Origin of the sequence: Bifidobacterium callimiconis, assembly GCF_003952005.1 — a bacterium.
In the GTDB taxonomy this organism is placed as follows: Bacteria; Actinomycetota; Actinomycetes; order Actinomycetales; family Bifidobacteriaceae; genus Galliscardovia; species Galliscardovia callimiconis.
In genome coordinates this window covers 38221-64775 of the sequence record NZ_QXGJ01000009.1, presented here as the reverse complement: position 1 = coordinate 64775, position 26555 = coordinate 38221, and the positions used below count along the sequence as shown (strand labels likewise).

At 55.7% G+C, this 26555-nt stretch carries 22 protein-coding genes; 14 read left to right on the top strand and 8 right to left on the bottom strand.

Annotated elements, in window-relative coordinates; genetic code table 11:
- The first annotated feature begins 24 nt into the window (after nt 1–24).
- From D2E23_RS08950 to ilvN, 5 genes are all read left to right on the top strand, one after another.
- Complete coding sequence (locus D2E23_RS08950; protein WP_126030577.1) at nt 25–627, top strand: YceD family protein; 603 nt, start codon at nt 25–27, stop codon at nt 625–627.
- A gap of 171 nt (nt 628–798) precedes the next feature.
- Nucleotides 799–993, top strand: a complete 195-nt coding sequence (rpmF, locus tag D2E23_RS08945; protein ID WP_126030576.1) for a 50S ribosomal protein L32 — start codon at nt 799–801, stop codon at nt 991–993.
- A 132-nt stretch (nt 994–1125) separates the two neighbouring features.
- Nucleotides 1126–1836, top strand: a complete 711-nt coding sequence (gene rnc, locus D2E23_RS08940; RefSeq protein WP_126030575.1) for a ribonuclease III — start codon at nt 1126–1128, stop codon at nt 1834–1836.
- Between the two features lie 240 nt (nt 1837–2076).
- A complete protein-coding gene (locus D2E23_RS08935; protein ID WP_126030574.1) occupies nt 2077–3948 on the top strand; it encodes an acetolactate synthase large subunit in 1872 nt (623 codons plus the stop codon).
- 23 nt (nt 3949–3971) lie between these two features.
- A complete protein-coding gene (gene ilvN / locus D2E23_RS08930) occupies nt 3972–4526 on the top strand; it encodes an acetolactate synthase small subunit (RefSeq protein WP_093960224.1) in 555 nt (184 codons plus the stop codon).
- Between the two features lie 180 nt (nt 4527–4706).
- Here the strand turns inward: ilvN and D2E23_RS08925 are convergent, their stop codons facing one another.
- Nucleotides 4707–6371, bottom strand: a complete 1665-nt coding sequence (locus tag D2E23_RS08925) for a hypothetical protein (protein ID WP_126030573.1) — start codon at nt 6369–6371, stop codon at nt 4707–4709.
- Nucleotides 6372–6655: 284 nt separating this feature from the next.
- On the opposite strand from D2E23_RS08925, the gene D2E23_RS08920 reads away from it, so the two are divergent.
- Nucleotides 6656–7042 carry a hypothetical protein gene (locus tag D2E23_RS08920; protein WP_126030572.1) on the top strand — a complete coding sequence of 129 codons (387 nt, stop codon included), beginning with the start codon at nt 6656–6658 and terminating at the stop codon, nt 7040–7042.
- A 454-nt stretch (nt 7043–7496) separates the two neighbouring features.
- Here the strand turns inward: D2E23_RS08920 and D2E23_RS08915 are convergent, their stop codons facing one another.
- The gene (locus D2E23_RS08915) at nt 7497–8294 is read right to left on the bottom strand and encodes an AIM24 family protein (RefSeq protein ID WP_126030571.1); all 798 of its coding nucleotides are present in this window, start codon (nt 8292–8294) and stop codon (nt 7497–7499) included.
- Nucleotides 8295–8526: 232 nt separating this feature from the next.
- Between D2E23_RS08915 and D2E23_RS08910 the strand changes: the two genes are divergently transcribed.
- Entirely contained in the window at nt 8527–9528 is a 1002-nt protein-coding gene (locus D2E23_RS08910; protein WP_126030570.1) for a DUF559 domain-containing protein, read from the top strand.
- Between the two features lie 404 nt (nt 9529–9932).
- Here D2E23_RS08910 and cysS read toward each other — a convergent pair whose 3' ends face one another.
- Entirely contained in the window at nt 9933–11528 is a 1596-nt protein-coding gene (cysS, locus tag D2E23_RS08905; protein WP_126030569.1) for a cysteine--tRNA ligase, read from the bottom strand.
- A 215-nt stretch (nt 11529–11743) separates the two neighbouring features.
- Here cysS and D2E23_RS08900 point away from each other — a divergent pair, with 215 nt between their 5' ends.
- The 6 genes from D2E23_RS08900 (at nt 11744) to D2E23_RS08875 (ending at nt 17738) form a co-directional block, all read left to right on the top strand.
- Nucleotides 11744–12466, top strand: a complete 723-nt coding sequence (locus D2E23_RS08900) for a type 1 glutamine amidotransferase (protein ID WP_126030568.1) — start codon at nt 11744–11746, stop codon at nt 12464–12466.
- Nucleotides 12467–13048: 582 nt separating this feature from the next.
- A complete protein-coding gene (locus D2E23_RS08895; protein WP_126030567.1) occupies nt 13049–13627 on the top strand; it encodes a hypothetical protein in 579 nt (192 codons plus the stop codon).
- A 183-nt stretch (nt 13628–13810) separates the two neighbouring features.
- A complete protein-coding gene (locus tag D2E23_RS08890; protein WP_164520760.1) occupies nt 13811–14368 on the top strand; it encodes an arsenate reductase/protein-tyrosine-phosphatase family protein in 558 nt (185 codons plus the stop codon).
- A gap of 173 nt (nt 14369–14541) precedes the next feature.
- Nucleotides 14542–14976: a hypothetical protein gene (locus D2E23_RS08885; protein ID WP_093960233.1), complete on the top strand. Its 435-nt coding sequence runs from the start codon at nt 14542–14544 to the stop codon at nt 14974–14976.
- Between the two features lie 138 nt (nt 14977–15114).
- A complete protein-coding gene (locus D2E23_RS08880; protein ID WP_126030565.1) occupies nt 15115–16521 on the top strand; it encodes a hypothetical protein in 1407 nt (468 codons plus the stop codon).
- Between the two features lie 62 nt (nt 16522–16583).
- Nucleotides 16584–17738 carry an ATP-binding protein gene (locus tag D2E23_RS08875; protein ID WP_126030564.1) on the top strand — a complete coding sequence of 385 codons (1155 nt, stop codon included), beginning with the start codon at nt 16584–16586 and terminating at the stop codon, nt 17736–17738.
- A 295-nt stretch (nt 17739–18033) separates the two neighbouring features.
- Here D2E23_RS08875 and D2E23_RS08870 read toward each other — a convergent pair whose 3' ends face one another.
- Complete coding sequence (locus tag D2E23_RS08870) at nt 18034–19173, bottom strand: hypothetical protein (protein ID WP_164520759.1); 1140 nt, start codon at nt 19171–19173, stop codon at nt 18034–18036.
- 1072 nt (nt 19174–20245) lie between these two features.
- On the opposite strand from D2E23_RS08870, the gene D2E23_RS08865 reads away from it, so the two are divergent.
- Complete coding sequence (locus tag D2E23_RS08865; protein ID WP_126030562.1) at nt 20246–21010, top strand: hypothetical protein; 765 nt, start codon at nt 20246–20248, stop codon at nt 21008–21010.
- A gap of 753 nt (nt 21011–21763) precedes the next feature.
- Here the strand turns inward: D2E23_RS08865 and D2E23_RS08860 are convergent.
- The 4 genes from D2E23_RS08860 to D2E23_RS08845 form a co-directional block, all read right to left on the bottom strand.
- Complete coding sequence (locus D2E23_RS08860; protein ID WP_126030561.1) at nt 21764–23095, bottom strand: hypothetical protein; 1332 nt, start codon at nt 23093–23095, stop codon at nt 21764–21766.
- A gap of 44 nt (nt 23096–23139) precedes the next feature.
- The gene (locus D2E23_RS08855; RefSeq protein ID WP_126030560.1) at nt 23140–24687 is read right to left on the bottom strand and encodes a lipopolysaccharide biosynthesis protein; all 1548 of its coding nucleotides are present in this window, start codon (nt 24685–24687) and stop codon (nt 23140–23142) included.
- 72 nt (nt 24688–24759) lie between these two features.
- Nucleotides 24760–25842 carry a glycosyltransferase family 4 protein gene (locus D2E23_RS08850; protein WP_126030559.1) on the bottom strand — a complete coding sequence of 361 codons (1083 nt, stop codon included), beginning with the start codon at nt 25840–25842 and terminating at the stop codon, nt 24760–24762.
- Between the two features lie 7 nt (nt 25843–25849).
- Nucleotides 25850–26554 (bottom strand): acyltransferase, encoded by a 705-nt coding sequence (locus tag D2E23_RS08845; protein WP_126030558.1) that lies wholly within the window; start codon nt 26552–26554, stop codon nt 25850–25852.
- Nucleotide 26555: the final 1 nt, after the last annotated feature.

The following is a 26555-nucleotide window of genomic DNA, read 5'->3' as shown; positions in this document are numbered from 1 at the left end:
TGACATCTAATGAAGCGAGACATCATGACGAATGACAAGCATCCCGAAACTTCCCCGTGGGCGATTCCGGTGGCGCAGATCGCCAGCCGTCCCGGCCAGAGCAAGGAGGTCGATCAGGACTTCCCCGCACCCAGCGGCATCGGCGATGAGGTGATCAGCATCGCCGAGGGCGCGCCCGTGCACGTCAGCGGTTCGATCGATTCGATCATCGACGGCCTTATCCTCACCGCGTCCGTGACCGCTCCGGTCACCGGTGAGTGCTCCCGCTGCCTCAAGTCGCTGGACGGCGACCGCACGCTGCAGGTGACCGCGTTCTTCCCGTACGCCCCCGACCATGATTCCCGTCGCAACGATGAGGAGGTGGACATCATCGCCGGTGAGGAGGAGTCGGAGGACACCTATCCGCTGGCCGGCAACAACACGGTGATGGATCTGGAGGCGCTGCTGCGCGACAATCTGGTGGAGTCCCTGCCCGTGCAGCCGCTGTGCCGCCCGGACTGCCTCGGCCTGTGCCCGCAGTGCGGCGTGGATCTCAATGAGGATCCCGATCACCACCACGAGACGCACGATCTGCGCTGGTCCGCCCTCGAGGATCTCAAGGCCCAACTCGAACAAAACGAGCAGTAGCCTCCTCATCTCCTCTTCCCCTCAAGGGGAGCCGCAACTGTTTTCCTTCCCCTCGAGGGGAAGGAAAAGCGGGAGGTCGTCCCCCGCAAGATGACAAAATCCACGAAGTGCGCTAGAATACCGAAGGCTTAAGCTCAATAACTAGTTATACATCGAAATAGAGGATCCGAAATGGCACTGCCTAAGTACAAGACGTCGCGCGCCAACACGCATTCGCGCCGCGCCAACTGGAAGACTTCCGCCGCTCAGACCGTGGCCTGCCCGAACTGTGGCGAGCCCGCTCTGCCGCACATGGCCTGCCCGAGCTGCGGCCAGTTCCGCGGCCGCGTCTACCGCGACGCCATCAAGCCCGCCTTCAGCAAGTGAGCTGAACCGGCTTCGTAGCGTCTAACGCAACAAGCGATAAAGGACCCTGCCATCGACGGGTGGCAGGGTCCTTTTGTATTTCCCCACCATTCCCCTCGGCAATTCCACCCCGCGACTAAGCTGGGATTCATTATGTCCGAGAATCACAATCACAACGACGCTTCCGCCCGCCTGCTCAAGGCGCTGGGCGCCGAGATCAGCCCCGAGCTGCTGATCCATGCACTCACTCATCGTTCCTTCGCACACGAACACGAAGGCATGCCCAACAACGAACGTCTGGAGTTCCTCGGCGACGCCGTCCTGGAACTGGTCACCACCGAGACCCTGTTCTCCAAGCACCCCGACTTCTCCGAAGGTCAGATGGCCAAGATGCGCGCCAAGGCCGTATCCGAGGAGTCGCTGTCCGCGATCGCCCGCACCAAGCTCAACCTGGGCCAGTACATTCTGCTCGGCCGCGGCGAGGCCGATTCCGGTGGCGCCGACAAGGACTCGATCCTGTGCGACACCGTCGAGTCGCTGATCGGCGCCGTGTTCGTGGAGCATGGCATCGAGGGCGCCCGTCCGGTGGTGCACGGCCTGATCGATGAAACGCTCGCCGAGGTCACGCAGGAGGGCCCTGCCCTGGACTGGAAGACGTCGCTCACCGTGAAGGCGCACAAGAAGGGTCTGGGCGAACCGCAGTACCGCATGGAGGTCGGCGGTCCGGAATTCCGTCCGGAGTTCACCGCTCACGTGATCCTGCCCGACGGCAGCGAAATCGCCGTGGCCACCGGCTCGTCCAAGCGCAAGGCGCAGCTCGCCGCCGCGGAGATCGCCTGGCACGAGCTCGATCATCGTCGCTGATCGCACACGCATTCGCGTCATATCGCACACGCGGCGCCGGCCGATCCGTTTTGGAATAGGGTCGGGGCCGCACTACACTGGCCTCAAACGGCACATCGGCGTCACAAACGCCTGATGGCTACTCCCGGCGTCCGTACTTCGGGCACCCCACCATACGTATCGACGCGGGACGTTTACTCTATTCCAGTTATATGAATCGAAGCATGTCGGTTGCGGACATGCAAGGATTGAGAGGAAGACATGGCATTGCCCACACCTCTGCAGGCATTCAGTGCAGTACCCAAAGGCCCTGTCGAGAAGCTGACGGCAGACAAGCACATCGTCAACGGGGAAAAAATGACCGGCGCGCAGGCGGTGATCCGCGCACTGGAGGATCTGGGCGTCGAGGATGTCTTCGGTCTGCCCGGCGGCGCCATTCTGCCCGTGTACGACGCGATCAATGAGAACACGAAGTTCCGCTTCGTGCTCATGCGTCACGAGCAGGCCGTGGGTCATGCCGCGGAAGGTTACGCGGTCTCCACCGGCAAGGTGGGCGTGTGCATCGTGACGTCCGGCCCGGGCGCCACCAACACCGTCACCGCCATCGCGGACGCGAACATGGATTCCGTGCCGCTGGTGGTCATCACCGGCCAGGTGGGCGTGGGCGCGATCGGCACCGACGCGTTCCAGGAGGCCGACATGGTCGGCATCACCTACCCAGTGGTCAAGCATTCGTATCTGGTCACCCGCGCCGAGGACATTCCGCGCGTGCTGTCCGAAGCCTATTACGTGGCCAATTCCGGCCGTCCCGGTCCGGTAGTCGTGGATCTTACCAAGACCGCGCAGACCGAGACCCTGTACTACACGTGGCCGCAGCGTATGATTCTGCCCGGCTACAACCCCACCACCAAGGCGCACGGCCGTGTGCTGGCGAACGCCGCCAAGCTGTTCGGCCAGTCCTACCGCCCGGTGCTGTACGTGGGCGGCGGCGCGGTGCGTTCCAAGGCCACCGAGCAGGTGCGCAAGCTCGCCGAGATCACCGGCGCGCCGATCGTCACCACGCTGCCGGCGCGTGGCATCGTGCCCGAATCCGACGACAACGTGCTCGGCATGCTGGGCATGCACGGTACGGTGGCGGCCACCGGCGCGGTGCAGCAGTGCGATCTGCTCGTCGCGATCGGCGCTCGTTTCGACGACCGTGTCACCGGCTCGCTGCCCGACTTCGCGCCGGCGGCCCGCGTGATCCACATTGACATCGACCCGGCGGAGATCGGCAAGAACCGTGCCGTCGACGTGCCGATCGTGGGCGACGTGGCCACCGTGCTCACCGATCTCATCCCCGAGATCGTGCGCGATCAGGCCATCAATGGCAAGCCCGATCTGGATCCGTGGTGGGCCACCATCAACGAGTTGCGCGACAAGTACCCGATGTTCTACGACGAGCCAACCGATGGTTCGCTCGCCCCGCAGTGGGTGGTCCAGCAGCTGAGCGATCAGGCCGATCCCAACACCATCTGGGTGTCCGACGTCGGTCAGCATCAGATGTGGGCGAGCCAGTTCATCGACTTCAAGAACCCGAATTCGTGGATCTCCTCCGGCGGTCTGGGCACCATGGGCTTCGGCCTGCCTGCCGCCATGGGTGCGCGCGTGGGCTTCGACAAGCCCGTGTGGCTCATCGCGGGTGACGGCAGCTTCCAGATGACCAGCGAGGAACTGGCGGCCGCGTTCATCGACCATCTGCCGGTGAAGATCGCCATCCTCAACAATTCGGTGTATGGCATGGTTCGTCAGTGGCAGACGCTGTTCTACAAGAACCACTATTCGGCGACGAACCTGCTCGACGGCGAGGCCCGTGAGGGTCAGACCGTGGGCGTGGGCCCCGACGACATCGTCGACGTGCCCGACTTCGTTCGTCTGGCCGAGGCGTACGGCTGCGTGGGCATGCGCGCGTTCACCAAGGAGCAGGCCACCGAGGCCATCTCCAAGGCGAACGAGATCAATGATCGTCCGGTGCTCATCGACTTCCGCGTGTGGAAGGACGCCATGGTGTGGCCGATGGTCGCGGCAGGCGACTCCAACTCGAACGTGACGTACAAGCCCGGCGTGCAGCCGCTCAAGGGCTCGCAGAACTGAGCAGGGAAGGACAGGTAATCATCATGGCAAACTATCCCGCTTCGCAGCCCACGTCGCAGCGTCACACGCTGTCGGTGCTGGTGGAGAACCGTCCCGGCGTGCTCGCCCGCATCGCCGGTCTGTTCGCCCGCCGTGCGTTCAACATCAACTCGCTGTCCGTGTCCCCCACCGAGCGTCCGGACATCTCCCGCGTCACCGTGACGGCCGACGTGGAGGAGGTGCCGCTCGAGCAGATCATCAAGCAGCTCAACAAGCTGCTTCACGTGCTTAAGATCGTGGAGCTGGATTCAGCCAACACGGTGAACCGTGAGATCGTGCTCGTCAAGGTGGCGGCGGATGCCAAGACCCGTTCCGACGTGCTGGAGATCGTACAGACGTTCCGCGTGCGCGTGGTCGACATGCATCCGGAGTCGCTGGTCATCGAGGCCACCGGTTCGAGCGAGAAGCTTGACTCGCTGCTCGCGCTGCTCGACGACTACGGCATCATCGAGCTCGTGCGCTCCGGCGCCGTGGCCCTGACCCGTGGCCCCAAGGCCCTGAGCGAGAAGGTCCTCGGCTCCGAGATCAAGGGCCGCTGATCTTTCACAGCATACGAAGTCCCCGACTCCTTCCGGAGCCGGGGACTTCTTGCATATCCGAAGCATTCGGATCTTACCCTTCATCCTTCCCCTCGAGGGGAAGGTGTCACGCAAAGCGTGACGGATGAGGTGCCGCCGGAAAGGTCCAAGAACACCCCACCCGTCTCAAGCGCTACCCCGCTACTCCTTATGTTTCCCGCGGCCACGCATCATCGAGAACACCGTACCCGCAAGCAGCAATACGGCCGCAACACCAGCCAGCCCCGCCACCGCGGTGCCCGTGGTCGCGAGCGCCTTGTTCTGCTCCTTCACCGGAGTCTTGCCCTGCGAGGAGGCCAGCCACTGCTGGGCGGTGTTGCGCGAATTGGCGCCATTCGTGGACGTGCCGGACGGCTGCACCGTGGCAGTGCCGTTGCTGCCGGTCCCGTTGGTTCCGGTACCGCCGGTCGTGGTGTCGATCTTCGACCAGCGGGCCGTGTACGTGGCGTCCTCATGCACAGGAAGGAAGCGGTTGAACCGCACACCGGCGTCGGTGTACCAGCCGTCAAGACGATATCCGTCCGGGGCCTTGGGCGAGGGGATGTCGCTGCTGAGCAGCCACAGGCCCTTGATCACGCGGCTGCTGCGCTGCTGGTCGTTGCCGTTCGTGTCCGTCCATTTGAACGTCACGGTGGCGAAGATGCCGGTGCTCGGGGTGTCGTCGGTCTGCTCGAGCGTGGCGGTCAGATGCATGCCGAAGCCGGTGGCCGTTCCCTGTGAAAGCGTGGCGTCATATGTGGTGCCGTTCTCATCGGTCCATCCGGTGATCTTGTAGCCGTACGGCACGATCGCCTCGATCGCCCCCTGCTTGGCGGCGTATGCGTCGGCGAGCGCGGAACCGGTGTTCACACGTTCGAACACCGACAGCTTGCCGACGGTGAAGACGATCTGGGTTTGCGTGGCCTGCAGGTCGGAGACGGCGAACAGTGTGGTGTCGTGGCTGACCGTGCCGGCGTCGGACAGGTCGGCCTTGTAGGTGTGCAGCAGGGCGTACCAGCCGGTAATGGTCAGGTTCTTGGGCATGCGTGACTGGATCTCGTCCTTCTTGGCCGCGTAGGCGTCGGCGAAGCTCGATCCGCGGTCCACCTTGGCGGTGACGACGGTGCCGAGGCTGCCGGGCAGTACGAACCGTACCTGCACCTGCTTGGCGGAGGAGTCGGACTGGTCGGGGAGCTGCATCGCGAGGATTGCGGTGAAGGTGATCGTCTTCTGTCCGGTGAGCTGCGCGCCGGCCAGATCAGCCGAGTATTCGACGCCAAGCGACGAGGTCCATCCGACGATCACCTGACCCGTGGGTACGCCGAGCTGGGAATCGTCGGGCACGGTCACGTCGAGCGAGTTCGTGTACTTCTTGGTCACGGTGGTGGTGTGGTCACCCACCTTGAACGTGATCTTGGTCTGGTATTCGTGGCTTACGCCCGCATTGGCGGAGTCACCGGTGGTGCCGGTGGTGTTACTGCCGTCGCTCGATCCGTCGGCTTCGCCGGTGCCGGAGGTCCCGTTCTGACCGGTCGAGGTCTGCTGGTCGCCGTCTCCAGTGGAGGCATTGCCGTTGGTCGCAGCGCCGTTATTCGTGCCGGTTGCACCATTTGCGCCGTTGCCAGCCGTGGCGGACTCGTCGGCGGTCTCAGAACCCGAGCCTCCCGACTTGGGCTGGCCGCTTATGGCGGAGGCCGACTGGGAGCTCTGTCCGGACACTTCCCCGTTCGTGCTCGCTGCGAATGCCGCGCTCGGCGCCATCATCGTCAACCCCAGCGCTGCGGCAATCGCCATGCCGGCCAGTCGCCTACCCCAGTTTCTCCTCATATTCCATCGCCTCGTTCATCAATAGCGTCATGTCTTCCTACCGCCCATTATTATCCGTCCTGCCTTGGCATATTCACCCCGGTTTTTCCATAGGATGGTGAAAGTTTCAACACATTCGGGCGAAGTGACGTTGCATGATTCTCAAGATTTTGCCCCGCTTGGCAATCTTCAGCCGCTAGAATATGGCCGGACGGACGAGCGCTGTCATATGGGCCCAGCCACATTGCCCTGTTCAGCGGATATCAGCGAATATCAATGGACTTCTTGCACGCGGAGGAACCACCATGGCAATTCCAACCGAACAATCCGGTTCACGCTCCGGAAGCAATTTCACGTCCACGCCTGTCGAGCCCGACGAGCCAATCGAGCCCGTCGCATCGGCAGACCACGAACCGGAGGACGAGTCCGGCGATGACGCGGAAAGCACCAGTACCAAGGCCGTGTACCAGCTGAGCGTGGTGTCCATTGTGCTTGGCATCGGTGCCATGATCGCCTGCTTCATCCCCGGCGTGTCTCTGACTTATGCCCTGTTCGCCGCGATCGGCGGCGCAGTGCTGGGACTGGTCGACTGTCTTTCCGCCACCGTGCTTCACGAGCCGAAGGTCCGTCTCATCGCCGCCTGCAGCACCCTCATCTGCGCTCTGGCCATCGTCGTGGTGCTGGTGCTCTAACGTTTGCACCGTCTTCTCTTGGAGTCAAGGAACTTACCCTCACCACTATCAGTTCGGTCTCTGCCAGAGATCCCTCATGTCTTGTCCCGGACACGTCGGATCGGAGTCACCGGATGGAGTCACCAGAAATTCCGGACGAGCTCCATGCTAAGACATCTATCGTCCCTTCCCTAGGTGGCTCGTTCCAATTGCACAGTCCTAACCTCATTTCGCTAGGTTCTTCCTCAAATAGCCGGATACCCAAAGCAGCAAGACAACATAGCCAGATGCCAAAAACACTGCAAAATTGTCATCTATCCGCGCGTATCCCCGGCATGGCTATTATTCGCAAGACCTAGGGAAGCGCAATTAGACCAATGCAGAACGCCAATATCCACCTACCGAAGCGGATATAGCTCCGTATGTATCGCAACTCCGCCCTACATGAGCCATGCCGTCATCGCCATCAACACCGTCACACCGAACCGGTGCCAGCATTGACGTTGAATGTGGGAGCCGCCACCGGGGCGAGCAGCACGCGGCCGGAGCCCCGATACACGTTCACCAGCCCCTCGCCATTGACCGCGGAGCCGATCAGAGTCTTGCCACTGCGCTCCACGGTGAACTGCAGGCTGGTGGTCCAGGCGATGGCAAAGTTGCCATCCACCTTCAGTTCTTCGTTCTCCAGATCAATGGTCACCAGTTCGCCCGCCGGGACCGGGGACTCCAACGCCACCGCGCCCTGGCCGCTCAGCGCCAAGTTGAACAGCCCCTCGCCGCCGGCCACCATGGCGCTCGGACGCGACACCATCACCGCCTTCTGCTGGATCGATGACTCGCACGCGTAGAACAAACCATCGTTTACCGTCATGGATCCGCCCAGATGCATGGGGTCGAGCAGCAGAATATGCCGGTATGTCGGCTCGAGCACCACCACGCCGGCCCCCACATATTCGGGCTTGATCGCTGACTCCTTGGTCACTGCGCCGCGAGCCATCTTGCCGATGAGATCACCCACGCCCTTCACTCCGGTGGTGGATTCGATATGACCGACGGTCCACTGCATGGCCCCCGCCTGCAGGGTCACGCCCATGCGGCCGTCAAGCGTGCACACCACCTGACGCCGGCGCACGTTCATCTCGGAGGCGAAGTACGCGGCGGTCGCGCCGCCGTAGCTCACCGAAAGATCGCGCTTCCATTCGATCACCTGAAATACGCCCTGCCGGGCCACCACCTGCACGTCGTCGTTATCCAGGAAGTTATAGATCTTCATAAAGGTCTCCTGATCCGATGGTGTCCCGACATCCAATGCCCCGACACCATGCATACCGATTGAGGGCCGACAACCACCGACCTAAAACCAGCATACGGCGAGAACTCCCACTCAAAGCAATTCACATCGTTCCAATTCGAACGGTATCGACATACGCCCCCTCCAATTCACATTCGACCACATTGGCCGGAAACCCTTGCCAGATCTCATAACAGCCCTTTATGCTGCCAACATGATCAACGACGACTCGATTACGCTTAAGCAACTTACCGCCATCAAGCAGGACCGCATGCTCGTATGCGAGACCCTGCAGAAGCGGCTCCGCACCACAATCCCCGTGTACGATCTCTGCACCTCACTGGAATTGCAATCCGTGGAACTTCCACGTGAAAGGATCCTCGACAAGACCAAATGTCACATGGCCTTTCGTGATCTTGCCGAAAAACGCCAGATCACTCAGACAGCGCCCCATTGTTACGGCAACGACTTCGACACGGTTACCGTCGCCCGTCGCTTCCAATGCGTGGCGATAGCCGATGTCTGGATGCACTACGCCCGCTTCCTGTCACTCAAGGAGCTGGTCGTGCTGATCGACAACCTGACCCGGAGGGATCGGAGGCTGAAGAGAACCACTCTGGAATACCTGCATGAGTCTCTGAAGAAAGCGGGAAGGTTCCAAGGCAGGCGAAAATGTCTGCAGGCGCTGCGCCTCGCCAAGGAGAACACCGATTCCTCTTATGAGACGCGAGGCCGTTTGGCCCTTATGCAGTATGGGCTCCCTTGCCCGGAAGTCAATTATCCGGTCAAGTTGGCCAACGTCACCGCACTACTCGATATGGCCTATCCGATATGGCGAATCTGCATTGAATACGACGGACGTCATCATGCCGCCCAATGGAAGGATGACAACAGGAGGCGAGAGCAACTGGAGCGCAAAGGATGGGTAATCATCAAGCTCTTTGCCGAGGATCTTGCCGATGACAATTCGGAGGAACGCGCCGCGCTCAGAGTCGCGCAGGCCATCGAGCAGGTCACCGGAAAGCCCTTCCCTCTGACCTCTCGGCAGACACTGGAACGTTTGAGTGACGGAAGGCGATGGCGGCATAATACGCTGCAATGCGGTTCTTCCCTTTCCAGTGACGGCGACACCACGAAAATCCATACCGATCTCAACGAATATGACGCCATGATGCGTTCCGAGGCTTTCTGGCAGAGTGCCGAACGGCCAGCGTGACACGTCAATGTCAAACCTCTGTCCCCGGAAACCCGCCTAGCTGAGGCTAACATGCCTTCGCTAGGTGGATTCTGGCGACCTGCACCGGTCTAACCACGCTTCGCTAGGTTGTCTGCGCTTATATCCCAAAGCCCGTCACCGGCAAATTTTCATAGCTCTCGGGCAAGAGTTATCCCACAATGCCATTAAGCACGCCTACACACGCACAGGCTATTTTGCCAAGCACCTAGCGAAGCAAGGGTATCCCTTGACAGCATCAGGAAACCACCTAGGGAGGAGGAATTACGCTCGGCGAGCGAGTATAGCGGGCATGCCTCCATGCTCGACCAGTGCGCAATGGCACAGAAATGCCCGCGGGACCGAATTTTGTCCCGCGGGCATTTCAACTAATCGAAGGTCGCAACCTACTTCAGCGACCAGGTGGAGCCGGTCGGGGAATCCTCGATCACCACGCCGGCCTCGGCGAGCGCGTCGCGGATGGCGTCGGCGCGAGCGTAGTCCTTGGCCTTGCGAGCTTCGGCGCGGGCCTGCAGCTGCTCGGAGATCAGGGCGTCAAGCGCCTCATGCTCCTTGCCGTCGCCACCATCACCGCCGGCAGCCCACTCCGCGGCGAGCGGATCGAGTCCCAGGGTGTCGAGCATGGCACGCACGGACACCAGCACGCCACGCACCTCGGCGCGAGCGGCCGCGCTGTCGGCGGCGTCCTCGAGCTTGGACAGCAGCGTGTTGCCGGCGCGCACGGCGCTGAAGATGGCGCCCACGCCTCCGGCGACGTTGATGTCGTCATTCATGGCGTTCACGAAGTCCTCGGGCAGATCGCCCGCGCCCACGGACTGGATCTCGTCGCGGGACGGCTGCTCGCCGATGGCGGCTCCCGCACGTTCGATGAAGTTGGAGACGCGATCATACGCGGCCTGGGCCTCGTTGAGCGTCTGATCGCCCCATTCGAGCATGGAGCGGTACTGCACGGAGGCGAGCGCATAGCGCACCACCCAGGCGCTATGCTCGGCGAGCACGCTCGGCACGGACAAGCCGTTGCCGAGGGACTTGCTCATCTTCTCGCCCTTCTGGGTGACCCACGCGGAGTGCATCCAGTGGTGTGCGAATCCCCAGCCGGCGGCGCGGGACTGCGCGGTCTCGTTCTCGTGGTGCGGGAAGCGCAGATCGAGGCCACCGCCGTGGATGTCGAAGTCATCGCCGAGGTAGCGGTGGCTCATGGCGGAGCATTCGATGTGCCAGCCCGGGCGTCCCACGCCGAAGGGCGTCTTCCAGCGCGCGTCCTCGGGATCGGTGTCCTTGGGGGCCTTCCACAGGGCGAAGTCGCGCGGATCATGCTTGTCGGGCGAGGCGTCGGCCGCGTCCACGGGGTTGTACTTGTCTTCGCCGGCGGCGTCCACGCTCGGACCCATGCGGTCGGCCACGGCGGCGGCCTCGTCAGCTGCGGGCTTGGTGCCGGATTCCTGGTGGGTGAGTTCGCCGTAGCGCGGCCAGCTGGCCACGTCGAAGTACACGTTGCCGGTGGGCTTGCCGTCGGCATCGAGCACCACGTAGCCGTGTCCGTTGTCGATGATGCGCTGGATCAGGTCGACCATGTCCTGGATGTGCCCGGTGGCGCGCGGCTCGTAGGTGGGCGGCAGCACGCCGAGCGTGTCGTACGCCTCGGTGAATTCGCGCTCGTAGATGTAGGCGCGCTCCCACCAGCGCTGGCCGGCGGCGCGGGCCTTGTCGAGGATCTTGTCGTCGATGTCGGTCACGTTGCGCACGAAGGTGACCTTGTATCCGAGGCGCAGCAGCCAGCGGCGCACCACGTCGAACGCCACGGCGGCACGGATGTGGCCTACGTGCGGCGAGCTCTGCACGGTGGCGCCGCACACGTAGATTCCGACTTCCCCGGGTCGGATGGATTCGAACGGTGCGATGCTGTGCGTGGCGGTGTCGTACAGGCGCAGGCCTTTTGCCACGGAATCGTTGAAATCAAGCGGTTTTGGAGTACTTGTCATATTCCCGAGGGTATTCGCGATTGGAGACATCCACAAGGCCTTGTCCATAAGGCCGATCTGCGTGCCGACGTACGCTCCGGCGCGCGTTCCGATGCGCGTGCCCGCGTGCGCCGACACGTGCGCCGACACGGCCCGACACACATTCCGACACGGCCCGTCCGCCACATGACCGACCCGATTCGGCAAGTTACGGACAAAGTGTAAGAATAGTGAATATGTCGAAGCCGCAGGTATTGATTTTTCAGCACGTCGACTGGGAGAAGCCAGGTCGAATCCTCGATAATCTCGATGAGCTGGGCGTGCAGTCCCAGATTCTGAACATCGCCAAGAAGAAGAAACCGGATCTGCCCGATTTCAGCGAGGTCGCCGGCGTGGTGATCATGGGCGGCCCGATGGGCGCCACGGATTACGACAAGTATCCGGGCCTCAAGGCGGAGGGCAAGCTCGCCAAGGCCGCGATCGCCGTGGGCAAGCCGGTGCTGGGCGTGTGCCTGGGCCATCAGATCATCGCCACGGCGCTGGGCGCCAAGCTCAAGCCGGGCAAGGCCCCGGAGATCGGTTTCGCGCCGATCACGCGCATCGACCGTCATGATTATTTCTCGATGTGGTCGAAGGAGCTTACGGTGCTGCACTGGCACAATGATGTGGTGTCGTTGCCTGAGGGCGCGCAGCTGCTGGCCCGCTCCCCGCTGACCAAGAATCAGGCGTATCGCGTGGGCAGTGCGCTGGGCATGCAGTTCCATCTGGAGGTGGGTTCGGCACTGTTCGAGGAATGGCTGAGCACCCCCGAGATGACCAAGGACCTCAAGAAGTCCGAAATCTCGAAGATGCGCGACGATTTCGCCGAGTACAACCCCCGCCTGCATCCCATGGCCGAGTCGGTGTTCTCCGGCTTCGCCGCCCGCTGCGCCACCTACGCCAAGACCCTGGAGCAGTAGGGTAAGTCGGCGGATCAGCCGGCGAAGCGATAGCCGGACGGCCTGCGAAAACCTCAGCCGCCTCCGTCCGTTCGACCACAACAGACGAGCAGTCGATCACATGCCCCCTATCGCGTCCCGCGATCCCCTGCCAAACATTCCAACGATCATCAAGGGATCCCGCTCGTGCACCTGCGCCACGGACGGGATCCCTTGATGTTCGCAACCCCAATGACCCGAATTGATCCAGCGCTGTCGCGCTCCATTGCGCCCCCGCTTGGATGTCCGCCTTGCCCGGAACGGATATCCAAGCGAATCGACCGCCCTCAACGACCTCCCGAGTAACGGTCCGCATAGCGATCGCATGGTGGATGCCAGCAACAGTTCATCAACTATTTACGAGGGGGCGCAACCCTTGCAATCCCTTGCATTCTCAAACCCCATCAACGTCATATAGCCCCCGTATATACCAATTTCCCTTGAGCCCGTCACAACGGGGGTATATACTCACGTTCTGTACACAGACAATAACCATGTCGCCCCAATATGGCGCATGCAGCAAGTACATAACGCACGCTGGGACGGCAAGAAGAAGGGTTAATCATGACTTCGATCAAGACTCGTGTGGCCGCTGCGTTTGCCGCCGTCGTGGCAGTGTTCGCCGCGTTCGTGCTGGCTCCGGCCGCTTCCGCCGCTGACTACGGCACCGTCGTTCCGTCCGTTTCCGGCAACACCGCCACCGTGACCATCACCGTGACCGACGACCTGTACAACCAGGGCTACACCCAGGCGTATGTGACCGCCGACGACACGCTCGTCGAGAACATCGTTCAGGTCGCCAACAAGACCTGGGGCCCGTTCACCCTGTCCGCCACCTCCCCGCACACCGCCACGCTGAAGTACATCTTCAAGTCCGGCGTGACCTCCACCACGTTCAGCGCCTACGCTGAGAACCCGTCCACCGGCGCCACCCAGTCCATCGGCTCCGCCACGGTGAAGGCCCCGGCCACCGGCGAGGGCTCCTCCTCGACGAGCTCCTCCACCACTGCCGGCTCCACTTCCTCCGACTCCAACAAGCTGGCCAAGACCGGCACCGTGCTGCTGCCGTACCTGACCGCTGTGGCCGTTCTCGCCGTGGCCGGTGGCGCCGTGTTCGCCGTGCGCCGCTCCATGAACCGCTGAGCAACACATAGCGAGGACCACTAAGGTTTCACCCTAGAAGGGACGCGGGCTTTACGCCCCGTCCCTTTTTTCATGCTCTTTTTGCATACGGCACGACACCCTCCAATAACCCCCAATCGTCTACCCCCGATGCGTAGAATGCCCAACGCCAAACCGTATTGGAAATCCTATAGGGGGCATTTCATGTTCATCGTCACGTTCTGTACTGGCAATATCTGCCGTTCTCCCATGGCGGAGTATCTGATGAGGCATGAGCTGCATCAGCGCGGCGTCGGCGACGACACGATCCGTTTGGCCAGTGCCGGCACGCTGCGCTTAGATTCCCGACCGATCGACCCGCAGTGCCGTACACTGCTCGCCAAGGATGGCATCGACGCCTCCATGCACCGCTCCACGCCCCTGACGCCCGACATTGCCGATCAGGCCGATCTGTTCCTGTGTTTTGAGGAACGTCATATCGAGCGTCTGACGATGGATGCGCCTACCGCATCGCGTAAGACGTTCCTGATCGCTGATTTTGCGAATATCTGCAATATGCTGCGTAACCGTGGCGATCTGCCTAAAGCCACGCCGGAGGAGAGCCTGTCCACGATCCGTATGAACGCGCCCCTGCTGCGCCCGATGCTGCCCGAACCCGAGGAGATCGACGATCCGTATCAGTTGGATCCCGAGGATTATGAACGCGCTCATGCCATGATCAAGCGGTCGGTCGATTCGATTGTCTCCGCTCTGGTAGCATAATTTACAGGCACTTGCTTCGTAAAAATGCCCCCTATATTCATGGCATATAGCGACCGATAGCCAAAGCGAAAAGTCATAACAAATTAAATTCCGAAAAATATAACGAAATACAGCGTTATTCCCATATACTGATAAAGGAATTGCATGATATTTCGATTAATAAGGAGTCAATTATGGCATCGCTGCTGCAGGGTTTTGAGGAGGTTCGTCTGGTCAAGCCGGTCGGCAAGATCGTGATGACCGTGACGGATAATGCCGTGAAGTTCAACAAGGCCACTGCTATTGTGCTCGGCCACCCGGCATACGTGAAGGTGCTCGTCAACGAGAAGACCAAGCAGATCGCCGTCACCCCCACCACCGCCAAGGCGGACAACGGCATCAAGTTCAGCAAGGGCGAGGGCAAGCAGGCCGCGTCGATCAGCGTGAAGGACGCCGCCGTGCTGGAGGCCGTCAAGCAGTTCTTCGACATCGCCGAGGCCCCGGAGGGTCAGGTCGCCTACCAGTCCGTGCCGGGCGAGTCCCACCCGAACGACAAGGTCGTGATCTTCGACGCCGCCAAGGCCACCGCCGGCGTGATGAAGCGCCGCGGCCGCAAGAAGGCCGCCTGATCCAGGGCACCACCCCCAACCCCCGTAGACCGCACCCTTCGCTATACTCGCAGTATCGAATTGCAGCAATAGCAAGCAATGCGCATACGGGGGCTTTATTTTTTCATGCCATCTCAATTACAATCCGGCACGGATACCATGCCGTTCGGCATTCGCATTCAGGACAGATCTGATTACCTGTTCTATCTTGCACTTGCTTTATTGCCTGTAGATGGCACGGTAATCGGCTTCTATATGCCGTTTTGGACACCGATCAGCCCGTGGCTTTTTCTGCTGTATACGGCAGCGAATTGGCGAGCCGTAATAGATCTCATCAAACCCGGCGCGCACTGCAACGGCAGCACATCCCTCACGCCGTTTATCTTTTTCCCGCTCGTCCTGATCGCATTGTCCGTATTCGGATGGCTTGCCACGGCGTTCCACCCGGTACAGGCGGTGAATTCCCTGCTGGCGGTTATCAGCGCCGCGGCCTGCTTGTTCTCGCTTCATATTGCCATCCGGGAAAAACGTCTCCCATGGCGGCCGATGGTCAATATTCTGCTTGCCGTCTATTGGCTCGCCTTTGCCGTAGGCGTTCTGCAACGCGTGGCGGTATCGTTCGACATCACCTGCATCCGCGAGTATTTCGCCCATCTGATGAGCCGCGAATACATCACTGCCGGCTCGAAGTGGGGTGGCAACCGACCGCAGTTCCTGTTTGCCGAACCGAGCTACATCGGCATGCATCTGTTCGGTGTGCTGTTGCCGTTGCATTGGATGCTCCGCCGGAAAGCGCCTGATCTTGCCTATAATCTCGCCGCGCTGATCATCACGTTCGCAACCGGTGCCGTGCTCATGGGCGCGGGGACCCGCATCATTCTGGATTCACTGGTGGCGATGGCTATGGTCATTGCCGTTGCGACCGCATGGAGGCAGACGAAGTCCCGACGCCGCGGTCTGCTGCAACTGATCGGCGTGGCCGTGCTGAGCGTGGCCGCCTTTGCCGTCAACAGTCGTCTGTCGTCGATCGCCGAGAATGGCGCAGAGGGCGATGGCTCGTTCTTCGCCCGTATCTGGCAATCGTTGGGAGTGCTATGTGGTTTGGCGAAGCATCCCGTGCATTTGCTGTTTGGGTTCGGTGCCGGCAATCTGTCCGACGCCACGCATCTCGGCTCCGAAACCGCGGTCCATGCGCTGCAAGCATTGGGATTCAGCGCGAACAATGTTTTCAAGGCCGAACAATGGTATGCCAACGTCACACCCGCCAACATGTTCACGATGAGCGCCTACACGAGCTTCCTCGGTGAATTCGGCCTGATCGGTTTTGCTGTGCTCATATCACTGATCATCAGCCACGTCACCGACGCCCATGCCTGGAGTAAGACCACGGTCTGCTGGTTTCTCCTCGTCGTCTACCTCTACACCCAGTTCGAGGGCTACGCCTTCTATGCCCTGCCGTTGTTCGTGTGGGGAACCTACATACAGACCGGCATCAATACCAATATCGTCACCGTAACCAACGATCAAGGACTCTCTGCCGACTCGGAATCGCCGAAAGCACACTAGACTGTTAGATAGTTTTAGATTCTTTTAGAAACTTTTAGATTCTTTTAGATTGTGAGGCGGCCATGACGAAGACCAGGATCACCAATCCCTTCAAGCCAAGCGCCGGGCACCTTCCTCCTGTTCTGATCGGCCGCGACATTATCCTTGATGATTTCCAGGAGGGACTCGATAATGGTTCCGGCGCTCCAGGGCGTCTCATGCGCATTACCGGAGCCAGAGGAACGGGAAAAACCGTCATGCTCGCAGAGTTCCGCCGTATGGCCGAGCAGCAGGGCTGGCAGACCATCAGCGAGACCGCATCCGCCGGCATGGCTCAGCGTTTGCTTGAAAAGCTGCAGCCCAAGAAGGGAAACCTCAGTTTCTCCTTTGAGCCGTCCATTAGCGTAATGAGCATGGGCGGCAGTCTGGGCGGCGTACATTACGAAAAATCACGTATGCCGCTGACTTTGCGAGACGCCATGAGCGAACGCCTGGACGCGTTGGAGAAGCACGACACCGGATTGTTGGTGACCATAGACGAAGCCCAAGCTGCGGACCGAGATGACATGGTCGCCATCGCCACGACCATACAACATCTGACCAGTGAAGACCGCAACATCGCTTTCGTATTTGCCGGGCTTCCCTCGATGACCTCAAAATGGCTGAATGACGATGTGATGACCTTTTTGCGTCGGGCTCAGCCGGAACGGCTGGGAGACGTTCCTCTGGCGGAGGTATCACAGGCATTCACGGATACTTTTGCCGGTACCGGAATGGTTCTTAAAGATACGCCTCTGGATCTCGCCACCCAAGCGACCGCAGGATATCCGTTCATGATTCAGCTGGTTGGCTATCACATTTGGAGAGTGGCCAAACGACATCATCCGCAGGATGCTTCCATTACCGTAACGGTCGAGGACGCCGAGGCCGGAGTGCGCGATGCACTCAGCAGACTGGGAGACACCGTGCACGGACCGGAATTGGACGGGCTCTCCCCCATTGATAAGACCTATCTGTTGGCGATGGCCCAGGATGACGGTCCATCCTCCACCTCGACGATCGCCGAACGTATGGGAAAGGACGCGCGATACGCCAGCATGTACCGCATGCGACTCATCGAAGCGCAAGTGATCGAAGAGCGCGGATACGGAAAAGTCGATTTCGCCATTCCGTATCTTCGTGAGTATCTGCGAGAGCATGCCGCGTACATCCGCATGACCACCGGCATTGTGGAGTAGACGAGGCAGGATTTTGCACCTATCTCCGCTTCCCTGGGTTCTTTTTGAACTCCGCAGATACCTAACCCTCGATTAGTAGGTCCTTTGCAAAGTAGCCCGCCAGTCAGGGACAGCAAGTATCGGCAGTTAATACCCAATAACGATGGGAAACAGCGAATAAAAGCCGAAGATTGCGCGCTGTCTACTTTGCAAAGAACCTACTAAACGGCAGATAGCTCTCTGCAGACCCTCCAATCAACCTAGGGAACGGCAGATATATCAGACACACTGATCAAATCACCACTGCCGACAGTCGCTACTGATGATCCACGTACATCATCGTGAACTGTCCTGAGCCAAACGCTTCAGGTAAAAATTTCCCATTGACGGTATATCCAATGACGCGCCCGCCTTGGCAATCTACTTCATGAAGATCATCAATCGCAAACCACCCTTTTCTCTTCTCATAACTCTTCTGGTAGTCGGGAATCCTGTAGCCATCTAACTGTTCGATGTCATCACGGCCATACTTATGAATTTGACCTATGGCAGCCTTCGTACCGGTAGCGTCAACTAACAGAATGCTCTGTATCGTGCCTTCATATTCATGACGCGGAGTTTTCCCAAACGTAATCAATGTTTTACCACCGTTCGCTTCCGAATTACGCAGATGGCAATCGATGACTTCCGCACCTGAGTATTCGCCACTATGAGTAAGTTTGTAGCAAACAATTTCCTTCTCCAGCGGCATTGGATCATAGTTCTGATAGGCAGTCAGCTCTCGAGGCCAATACTTCAACTTGGCTACAGTGCGATAGGACTTTCCCGTCTGAGACATCACCCATCGACTAAGTTCAGGATCAATATAAGCAAGAATCGCAAGCATTTTATCAAGGTAGGAATCCGTCTTGACGCTGAGCACATTCTCCCCGTGTGACACTCGATTACGAAGCGTCTTGATTCGATTGATTTCCATCATGATCTTCATCCGATGACGGTCATTGACCCTCAGCTTAGTCAGCGACGGGAATGCTCGATATAATGCCTGCTTCCACAATTCGCGAGCAAATGGCTCATTCTGGCGATTTGTCTGAGCAAGCGTTGGCCCAAACAGTCGAATCCACGTGCCAAATGTCAGCTGAGCAAAAATATCATCCCGCGTAGGGTACTGCCCATGCCGTGGATGACTTGAATCGGCGGACCACTTTCGATATGTCGATCGACAGTTGCGCCAAGCTTCCCGGATCTTATGTACCCCAATCAGCCTGCGCACCAAATCCGGCACTCCCGTTATCGAGGCGTCTTCATCACCATCAAACCATTGACGAGAAGGACAGTAGCCAAGCCAATCTTCATATCCATGTTGCTCTGCCCATTCCCTTAGAGCATGATCTACGGCATTGCGCACAGACATCTCAACAAACGAGATCTGAGACAGGGCTATACCGGAAAACACACAGTTCCAACGATATAAGTCAAGAGCCGTGACATTAGGATGATTAGCCGCCTCCCTCTCATACGGTCTCAGCCTCTCCGGCGGTAGCACGGTCGACAACACGGTAAAATTTGCTAAACACATAAAAACATGCTAGCTTATCGTTTGTAATAATTTCTTCACCCCTTGTCGCGCGTCACCGCGGTAAGGGGTGTCGTATATCAACGTTACATTCGTCGCAGTAGGACAAGTGGTTGTTCATTGCCTAGGTTAAGGGTAGAACGTGGTCTCAACCGGAGACATTGACACGTTCGTAGATCATTCGAAGGTTCAGTAAAGAAAAACAAAGAAAACACGGCAGTCTTTCGGGCGTATTGTCAATGCGGCACCGGCCAGTTCAAGCATCCGCCCTAGTTCTGGGATTGTCAGTCGGATCAACGCGCGTGTTGCTCAGGACATATACAAAGCAATGCTGCACGGCGAGCTCCTTCGCCAGGTCTTGCAGCTACCACCTCGCATTCTCGGCCCATACCTTTCATCCCATGAAACAATCGCAGTAGATCGTCCTTGTCTTCATAAATTCCCACGGCTACTTAATCGATCAGTCGCAATCGTCTGCGGACACAAGTAAACACCATACGGATTAGTATCCGAACCATTAATCACACTCGACGCACAAGACATCAGTACGCCCCACCGGATTAAGGACCTACGTTGTGACGCTCAAATCCAAACCCTGAATACCATACCCCGCCTAAGTTCAACGAGTATCGCGTATTACGCTTGTACGTAGCCTCATTCGAGACAAGTGGCCATATCAGAATTTTTTGTTAGGCATATGCAAGCTCTTCGAACGTTTAGTAGACTTCTCATATGACCGCACACAACTAGCATTTTTTCGCATGCCTCATCAACAGATCATCGCAATTTTTGGGAAAATACCCATCTGTATAATTTTAACGTTTCACCAAACAAAGTATGAAGAAATAAAGAAAAATCACTATTATATTACAAAGCCAAGACAAGGCACCCATCTAATGACATAAAATGTGCTATCCTATCTAGTGACAATGAAGTCAGGAAAGGAGTAAAGATGAGATCACCATTTATGACATTCCAAAGGAATATCATTATTCTAACAACTATATTCCTGATATTAGGAATATCATTCAGCATAATACCTCAGGCATCGGCTTATGGACCTTCTCGAAATACATTCACAATGGAACAACCGGCCACATATCCAACTCTTAATTCAATTACGAATAATCCCGATTTAGGGGATGAACGAAATTTCTTCCGAGTTCGTCAAACAGGAGACACCGAATGGAAAGACATTATAAAACTAGAGCCAAATAAAGAATACGAGGCACGCGTTATCATCCATAATAGCTCAGCGGATAACCTAAATCTTAGCGCCAAGGATATACGTCTATCCATCAATATGCCAAATCGAGAAAATGCATACGTAACCGAAGCTGAGGTCAACGCTTATCTCACAGGCAGCAATATAACCCCATCAAAAATCTGGGACAACATTGTTCTAAAGAGCGATCAACGCTTTCACGTTGCCATCATTTCTGCTCAATACTACACCAATTTTAGCACAGAAAAAGATGGAGGCTTTAAACTCGGCAACGATCTATTTTCAAGAATCGGCACACCGCTAGGCTATGACAAGCTAGACGGAACCATAGGTACAGCGGACAAGGATTCGGGATATGCACTAATCAGGTTCAAAGCAGTAATGAAATCCAAAATCATGACATGGTTCGAAAATAACATCCTAAACAAATTATCGACATCCATGACAGGATCAGCGGCGGACGATTGGAGCAACACCTCAAACGATATCTAATCTTCCATATTTAACCAATCATCAATTTTCGAGGGGAAACCATGACAAATCATAATCAAAAAATTCAGTTCACAATGTTTTTCTACCTATTACAGATAATTTTCACATTTGCCATCCTCATTATTGTCGCATTTGATTATTTTTACTACAAAACAGCATATAGCGCACTAGCAATAGAGTATGTTATTCTCTTTTTCCTGGGGTGCTACGCTTCCTATATAATTAAGAAGGCCTGCCACTATGACCCAATAGACAAGGACACCCACATACATATTAGACGTCTGCAAGTATATCCAGTCATATTTCTTTTTTTCAGCATTGTTTCTCTAATCCTTCCAGAAAATTCAAATAATATAATTGATGTATTTCAGGAAACAATCTCGGGTCTTCTCATAATAAACCAAGCAATAGATCTATGGAATATACACCTTGATTTTGAGCAGGAGAGCTAACGCATATTCACATAAGTAATAACATCATTTACAAAGAATAACTAGCAAAATATAAAACATTGTGTTTCTCGGCGTTTATCTATTAGAGGAAACGCCGAGAAACACCCCCTGCAATGATTGATAAAAATCAACAACACCTAACACTTCACCAAGGATGAACATCTAGTTCCCAGATTAGTGAATCAAGAATTATGCCGGCAAGATCTGACGATAACATATTCTCATATATTGATATATAATTAAATACTTTAAATCTCACTACTGATTTTTCAGGATTCACAAATTGTTATATACATATTTTTTATTCATTCTGTAATTGCATGGATTTCACTTTGTTGACTGTCTCCACATACCAGATAAACAATGGCAAGGCATAAAAAGCGTAGCCTTCAAATTGAAAATATAGATATGTGATCAAAATAACCCACGACACTGTCATTAGGGACCATGCATGTTTAACATGAACAAACAGAAATACTGTAATACATATGATCCCGATCCCCATTATTCCAAACTCTGCTAGCAAACTGCTGTACGCACTCATCGTAAACATATTGCGGGGGGTAGAGAGATGTTGCACATCGGTCCACTGATCGGAAGCATAGTATGCACGACCGCCATTCAGCCGTGCATACAGGTCAAGCCCTCGCCTCATACCGGCACCGAATGAATCATATATATTGCCCGCACCATAACCGAAGATGAGGTGGGGAATGTCATGTAGACCAGCCTCAAGGAGAATCAGGAATCGCAGGAGCCTAGCCGCCACGGACTCGTCGCCCGAAATAAGGCCCTTACTCAGCAATGTCTGCACTCGCTGATTACCCACAAGAAAAAACACGAAAAAGACCACAGCCGGCACGAGGGAGACGGTTGCCACGATACGATTCCTCATGCGCTTCCAGTTCACGAGTGCTACGAGCGACAGCACCACGGCAACGGCGGAATCTAATATGATCCTCACTCCTGATCCCATAAGCATCGCGCCACCTGCAAAAGTCACGATGAGAGCAAGAATCCTGCGCTTACGAGTAATCCAGAACAGCGGCAGTAGAACCCCATACAGGTGCATGCCGATATAGGACGGCTCTGCGAACAGGAACTGCGGGCGGGCAAGGGCACTGCCTTGAGGACCGCCAATATACGAACGGACCATGAACCATTCAAAGAATCGGATCAGAAAATCCACCCGGAAGGCGATGGCAACAAACTGCACTACCCCCACTGCGAAGGCAAGCCAATACGTCGACAGCATTACCGTCAAGATACGATCGAAGTCCAGTCCCCTATATTTGGCAATGCACAACGAGAACACGCAGGCTGAAGCACCGAATAGCCCAGCACATGTCAGAAAAACGGTTCCCCAACGAAAACCGATGGTTACCCATCCGAACACGGAAACAACCAGCAACGCAACCGGCATCACCACGACGAGTCGGATGCGCCGGTCAAGTAGTTGCCAGTATCGAGCATTTAATACTGCATACGCCATGAACAGCCAAGGAGACACTGGCGTCCAATACGGCATATATCCGCCGATGACGGTGCCATCGACTGGCAGCATGACCACGGCTACATACAGAACCCAGTCCGCATGGTCTTGTATCCAACGCAGCAGTAAGTAAGCATGCATCCGAATCTCCCGGTTCCTCGACCGGAGATAGCAGTATGGTTTTATCATGCCTCATGCCGTCCACGGGGAACCTTCTTCACGCCGATCTTGGCCAGCACGCTTCTCCGTTCCGAACGGTTGAAGATGATGAAGAAGTTAATACCGAGCGTGATAATCGAACACACGACTCCGGCAATGATCAAGGGGATCCACCCATGAACATCGATCATCGTCTTGTAAGCGAGGCAGATTGCGACCATCGAAATGGTGCATGCGGCACTCAAAAAGATCGTCTTGTAGAAGGTGGCCCACGGCAGGTCCAAGCATCGGGCGGCGTACATGGGCTGGAACAGCGTGTAATACGCCAGCTGGGTGATCATGCCGACCATGGGCACCGTCCAGATTCCCAGATTAGTGAACTTCAGACAGATCAGCACCGCTAAGAGGTTAACGACGCCCACACCAAGAAGCACGAGCGCGGGAACACGCAGCTTATTCGTGGTGATGTACACGTTGGTGAGAACAGTGACAATACTCGATACGATCAGGGGGAACAAGGTGAGTAACGACAAAGACTGTAAAAGCTGCGCATTCTGAGTAGGCACCCAAGCTCCAAAGAACGCATCACCAAACACCATAAGAAATCCGATAGGGATAGTAGATAAATATCCCATAATTCGCACCGAGAACAGAACCTCTTTCAGTAGTTCATCCTGCTTTCCTTGTGCATACAAAATATTGATATTGGGAACAAAAACTTTAATGAGGACAGCGATTAGCTGATTTATAAAATTTGGCACAGTTTTTACGATGGCGTAAATACCGCTGAAGGTCGCACCAAGAAAAATATTCATAAGAAGCACATCAAGTGTATTAAGAAGAGATGTACTTAAATTGTTAACAGAATTCCAAGCGCCGGCCGAAACCAATTTTTTAATAGCCGAAAAACTAAAGCTATTCGGCCGTACCTTGATTTCTGGCATCAGTTTCTTTTTATAGTAAATATTTGCGGCACAGTTATACGCAACAACAACCAAGAAAGTTCCAGTAATAAAATAGATCTTCGCAGGCAGAAAAACAAAGAGAACAACAAGAAGAAGACCTCGTATTACGTTTCCCTCAATATTCTTTCTAGCTTCAATATCAAGTCTATTTTTTACATAATAGACACAACCAAAAGACGCAAGAACAAGATTAACCAAAGTAGCCAAAAAAGCAAAGGCAAAGGCAAGCTGGACATCAACAATAAGACGCAACGGTATATCCAACAGATCATTTGCGAAAAGAACTGTTAATCCAAACGGAACCGCCAATATCACCGCCAAAACAGTATCCGCAACAAGCGCAGAATTAAAATATCGACTTTCTTCCTCTACATTCCCCTTGGCTTCTTCCATGAGAATAAATCTCATAACCATTGAGTCAAAGGCAACGGTGATAATGCTGGAAAATCCAGCAATATTAAATGAAAGCGTAACAAAACCATAGGCTTCGCTTCCTAACTGCTGAATGACATATGGAGTTAAAAAGAAATTAATTCCGAACTGTACGCCAAAGGCGACAACGTTGGCAATCATATTGATTGCCACTTGTTTCCGCGAAGCCTTGACCATATTTCTCCTCTATCTTCAATAGCCTATCACTCTAGGAACTCTGATTACTAAAACTAATATGACCTTTTGTATTTACTCTAAAATATCTTTTATCAGACTTTCCCATTGATCAGCAATAGATCTGAGATAGAACCGATTCACAGCATGTAAGGCAGCTTGAGAGTACTGATCCTGCAAACTCCTATTGCTCAACATCTTCAATAGTTTTTGAGCAAATTGATTCGCATCTCCATCGGGAACCAAATATCCGGTCTCACCATCATGCACCATCTCTCGTGGTCCGGTAAGACAATCATAAGCGATGATAGGCAGCCCCTTGGCCATGGCTTCTAACAGCACCATGGGGAATCCCTCAAACCGGGATGTCATCGCATAAATGGACGCCCGATCATACCAATGCTCGACATCCTTTGTCGCAGGAACGAACAAGATATTGTCAATATTCGCATCCATCACCTGGCGCTTGAGTGAGGATTCCAGTTCTCCGGATCCGACGATGACCAACTTCCAGTCACCAACTTGATCACTGATTCGGGACCATACCGCAATGAGACGATCGTATCCCTTCTGATCCGTCAGCCTGCCCACGGACAGCACAATATGCCCCTCGCGAGGAGAACGTCGAACACCCTCAAACGGGGTCGGATTGTTGATGACATGAAGTTTGCTGGGCGGAAATCCTGCCTGAACGTACATGTCACAGTCCTGCTGCGTCAGCAGCACCAGCTTGTCGGCATGGTCACGGGTCAGTTCATAGGCCTTGACTCGCCTAGGCTCAGTCTGAATATGACGGTAATTGAAGTGATCCCACACGATGTGCTTGCAGGGAAGTCCACGCAATGCCGGTACAGACCAGTAAGCAAGCACCGAATCAATGTCGATAAGCACATCGAATCGGTGCTTCTTCACATAGCTCCGCAGTTTGAGAATCGGATAGATATAGGTGCGGTAGAGCTTCCCGTCCAGACCGGATCGCATCAGATAATCCACGGTGACATGCTCATTCACCGGGAAAAACGGCTTGCCATGATCCCAAAAACTCAGCATAGTCACTTCATGGCCACGCTCGGCAAGCGCATTGGCAATCATTGTCCCAACACGCTCCGTACCACCGGAATTGGCGATCACGCCACCTAGAAAACAAACTCTTGCCACACTAAGCTCATTTCACAGATTCGAGAAACGACTGCATATCCTTAAACATAGGAGAATGCTGACGTAGCTTCTTATTGGCTTCCTTCTCATTCCCTACAAGCTGCATTACAGTCTTCCATGATTCAGGAAGCGTTGCAGAATCATCGGTGAACAGCCAGAAGAACTCATGCAACTCCTTTTCTCCGGGATCGCGACCATAGCAAAGACGATACTCACGAACCAGTTCGGCAGCTTCGTCATACTGAGCCCGAATTCTTTTTTCTCGATATTCAGCAAGATCCATAATCACTCGCACAGGGTTACCGGCAGCGACACAGTTATCTGGGATGTCAGCATTCACTAAGCTGTTGGCGCCAATAATAACATTGTTGCCAATAGTCACTCCCTTAAGAATCGTGCTATGCATACCAATAAAGACATTGTTGCCAATAGTCACTTTCCCGGATGAGCCAAGCACTTCATGATATTTACCTTTAATGACTGACCAATCATATCCATGCGTCAATATGGTTACGCCATTGGTAATTTGTACGTCATCGCCAATGGAAATCAACCATGGACGGGTCAAATCAATAGTATTGGTCGTCGGAGAGAAAAACCTTGTACGCTCTCCAATACGAATGCCTTTCTCTCGGAGGAATTTCACATAAGCCTCAGGACTCGCTTTCGCTCCAAGCACCATACGGCGTATAAAAGATTTTATAAACATCATC

Bases quoted from the DNA above. Each gene is read 5' to 3' on its own strand.
- rnc (WP_126030575.1), top strand. From the start codon at position 1,126: ATGTCCGAGAATCACAATCACAACGACGCTTCCGCCCGCCTGCTCAAG.
- D2E23_RS08875 (WP_126030564.1), top strand. From the start codon at position 16,584: ATGACGAAGACCAGGATCACCAATCCCTTCAAGCCAAGCGCCGGGCAC.
- D2E23_RS08950 (WP_126030577.1), top strand. From the start codon at position 25: ATGACGAATGACAAGCATCCCGAAACTTCCCCGTGGGCGATTCCGGTG.
- D2E23_RS08890 (WP_164520760.1), top strand. From the start codon at position 13,811: ATGTTCATCGTCACGTTCTGTACTGGCAATATCTGCCGTTCTCCCATG.
- D2E23_RS08925 (WP_126030573.1), bottom strand. From the start codon at position 6,371: ATGAGGAGAAACTGGGGTAGGCGACTGGCCGGCATGGCGATTGCCGCA.
- ilvN (WP_093960224.1), top strand. From the start codon at position 3,972: ATGGCAAACTATCCCGCTTCGCAGCCCACGTCGCAGCGTCACACGCTG.
- D2E23_RS08915 (WP_126030571.1), bottom strand. From the start codon at position 8,294: ATGAAGATCTATAACTTCCTGGATAACGACGACGTGCAGGTGGTGGCC.
- D2E23_RS08880 (WP_126030565.1), top strand. From the start codon at position 15,115: ATGCCGTTCGGCATTCGCATTCAGGACAGATCTGATTACCTGTTCTAT.
- D2E23_RS08910 (WP_126030570.1), top strand. From the start codon at position 8,527: ATGATCAACGACGACTCGATTACGCTTAAGCAACTTACCGCCATCAAG.
- D2E23_RS08860 (WP_126030561.1), bottom strand. From the start codon at position 23,095: ATGCATGCTTACTTACTGCTGCGTTGGATACAAGACCATGCGGACTGG.
- cysS (WP_126030569.1), bottom strand. From the start codon at position 11,528: ATGACAAGTACTCCAAAACCGCTTGATTTCAACGATTCCGTGGCAAAA.
- D2E23_RS08885 (WP_093960233.1), top strand. From the start codon at position 14,542: ATGGCATCGCTGCTGCAGGGTTTTGAGGAGGTTCGTCTGGTCAAGCCG.
- D2E23_RS08865 (WP_126030562.1), top strand. From the start codon at position 20,246: ATGAGATCACCATTTATGACATTCCAAAGGAATATCATTATTCTAACA.
- D2E23_RS08900 (WP_126030568.1), top strand. From the start codon at position 11,744: ATGTCGAAGCCGCAGGTATTGATTTTTCAGCACGTCGACTGGGAGAAG.
- D2E23_RS08895 (WP_126030567.1), top strand. From the start codon at position 13,049: ATGACTTCGATCAAGACTCGTGTGGCCGCTGCGTTTGCCGCCGTCGTG.
- D2E23_RS08920 (WP_126030572.1), top strand. From the start codon at position 6,656: ATGGCAATTCCAACCGAACAATCCGGTTCACGCTCCGGAAGCAATTTC.
- rpmF (WP_126030576.1), top strand. From the start codon at position 799: ATGGCACTGCCTAAGTACAAGACGTCGCGCGCCAACACGCATTCGCGC.
- D2E23_RS08855 (WP_126030560.1), bottom strand. From the start codon at position 24,687: ATGGTCAAGGCTTCGCGGAAACAAGTGGCAATCAATATGATTGCCAAC.
- D2E23_RS08935 (WP_126030574.1), top strand. From the start codon at position 2,077: ATGGCATTGCCCACACCTCTGCAGGCATTCAGTGCAGTACCCAAAGGC.
- D2E23_RS08845 (WP_126030558.1), bottom strand. From the start codon at position 26,554: ATGATGTTTATAAAATCTTTTATACGCCGTATGGTGCTTGGAGCGAAA.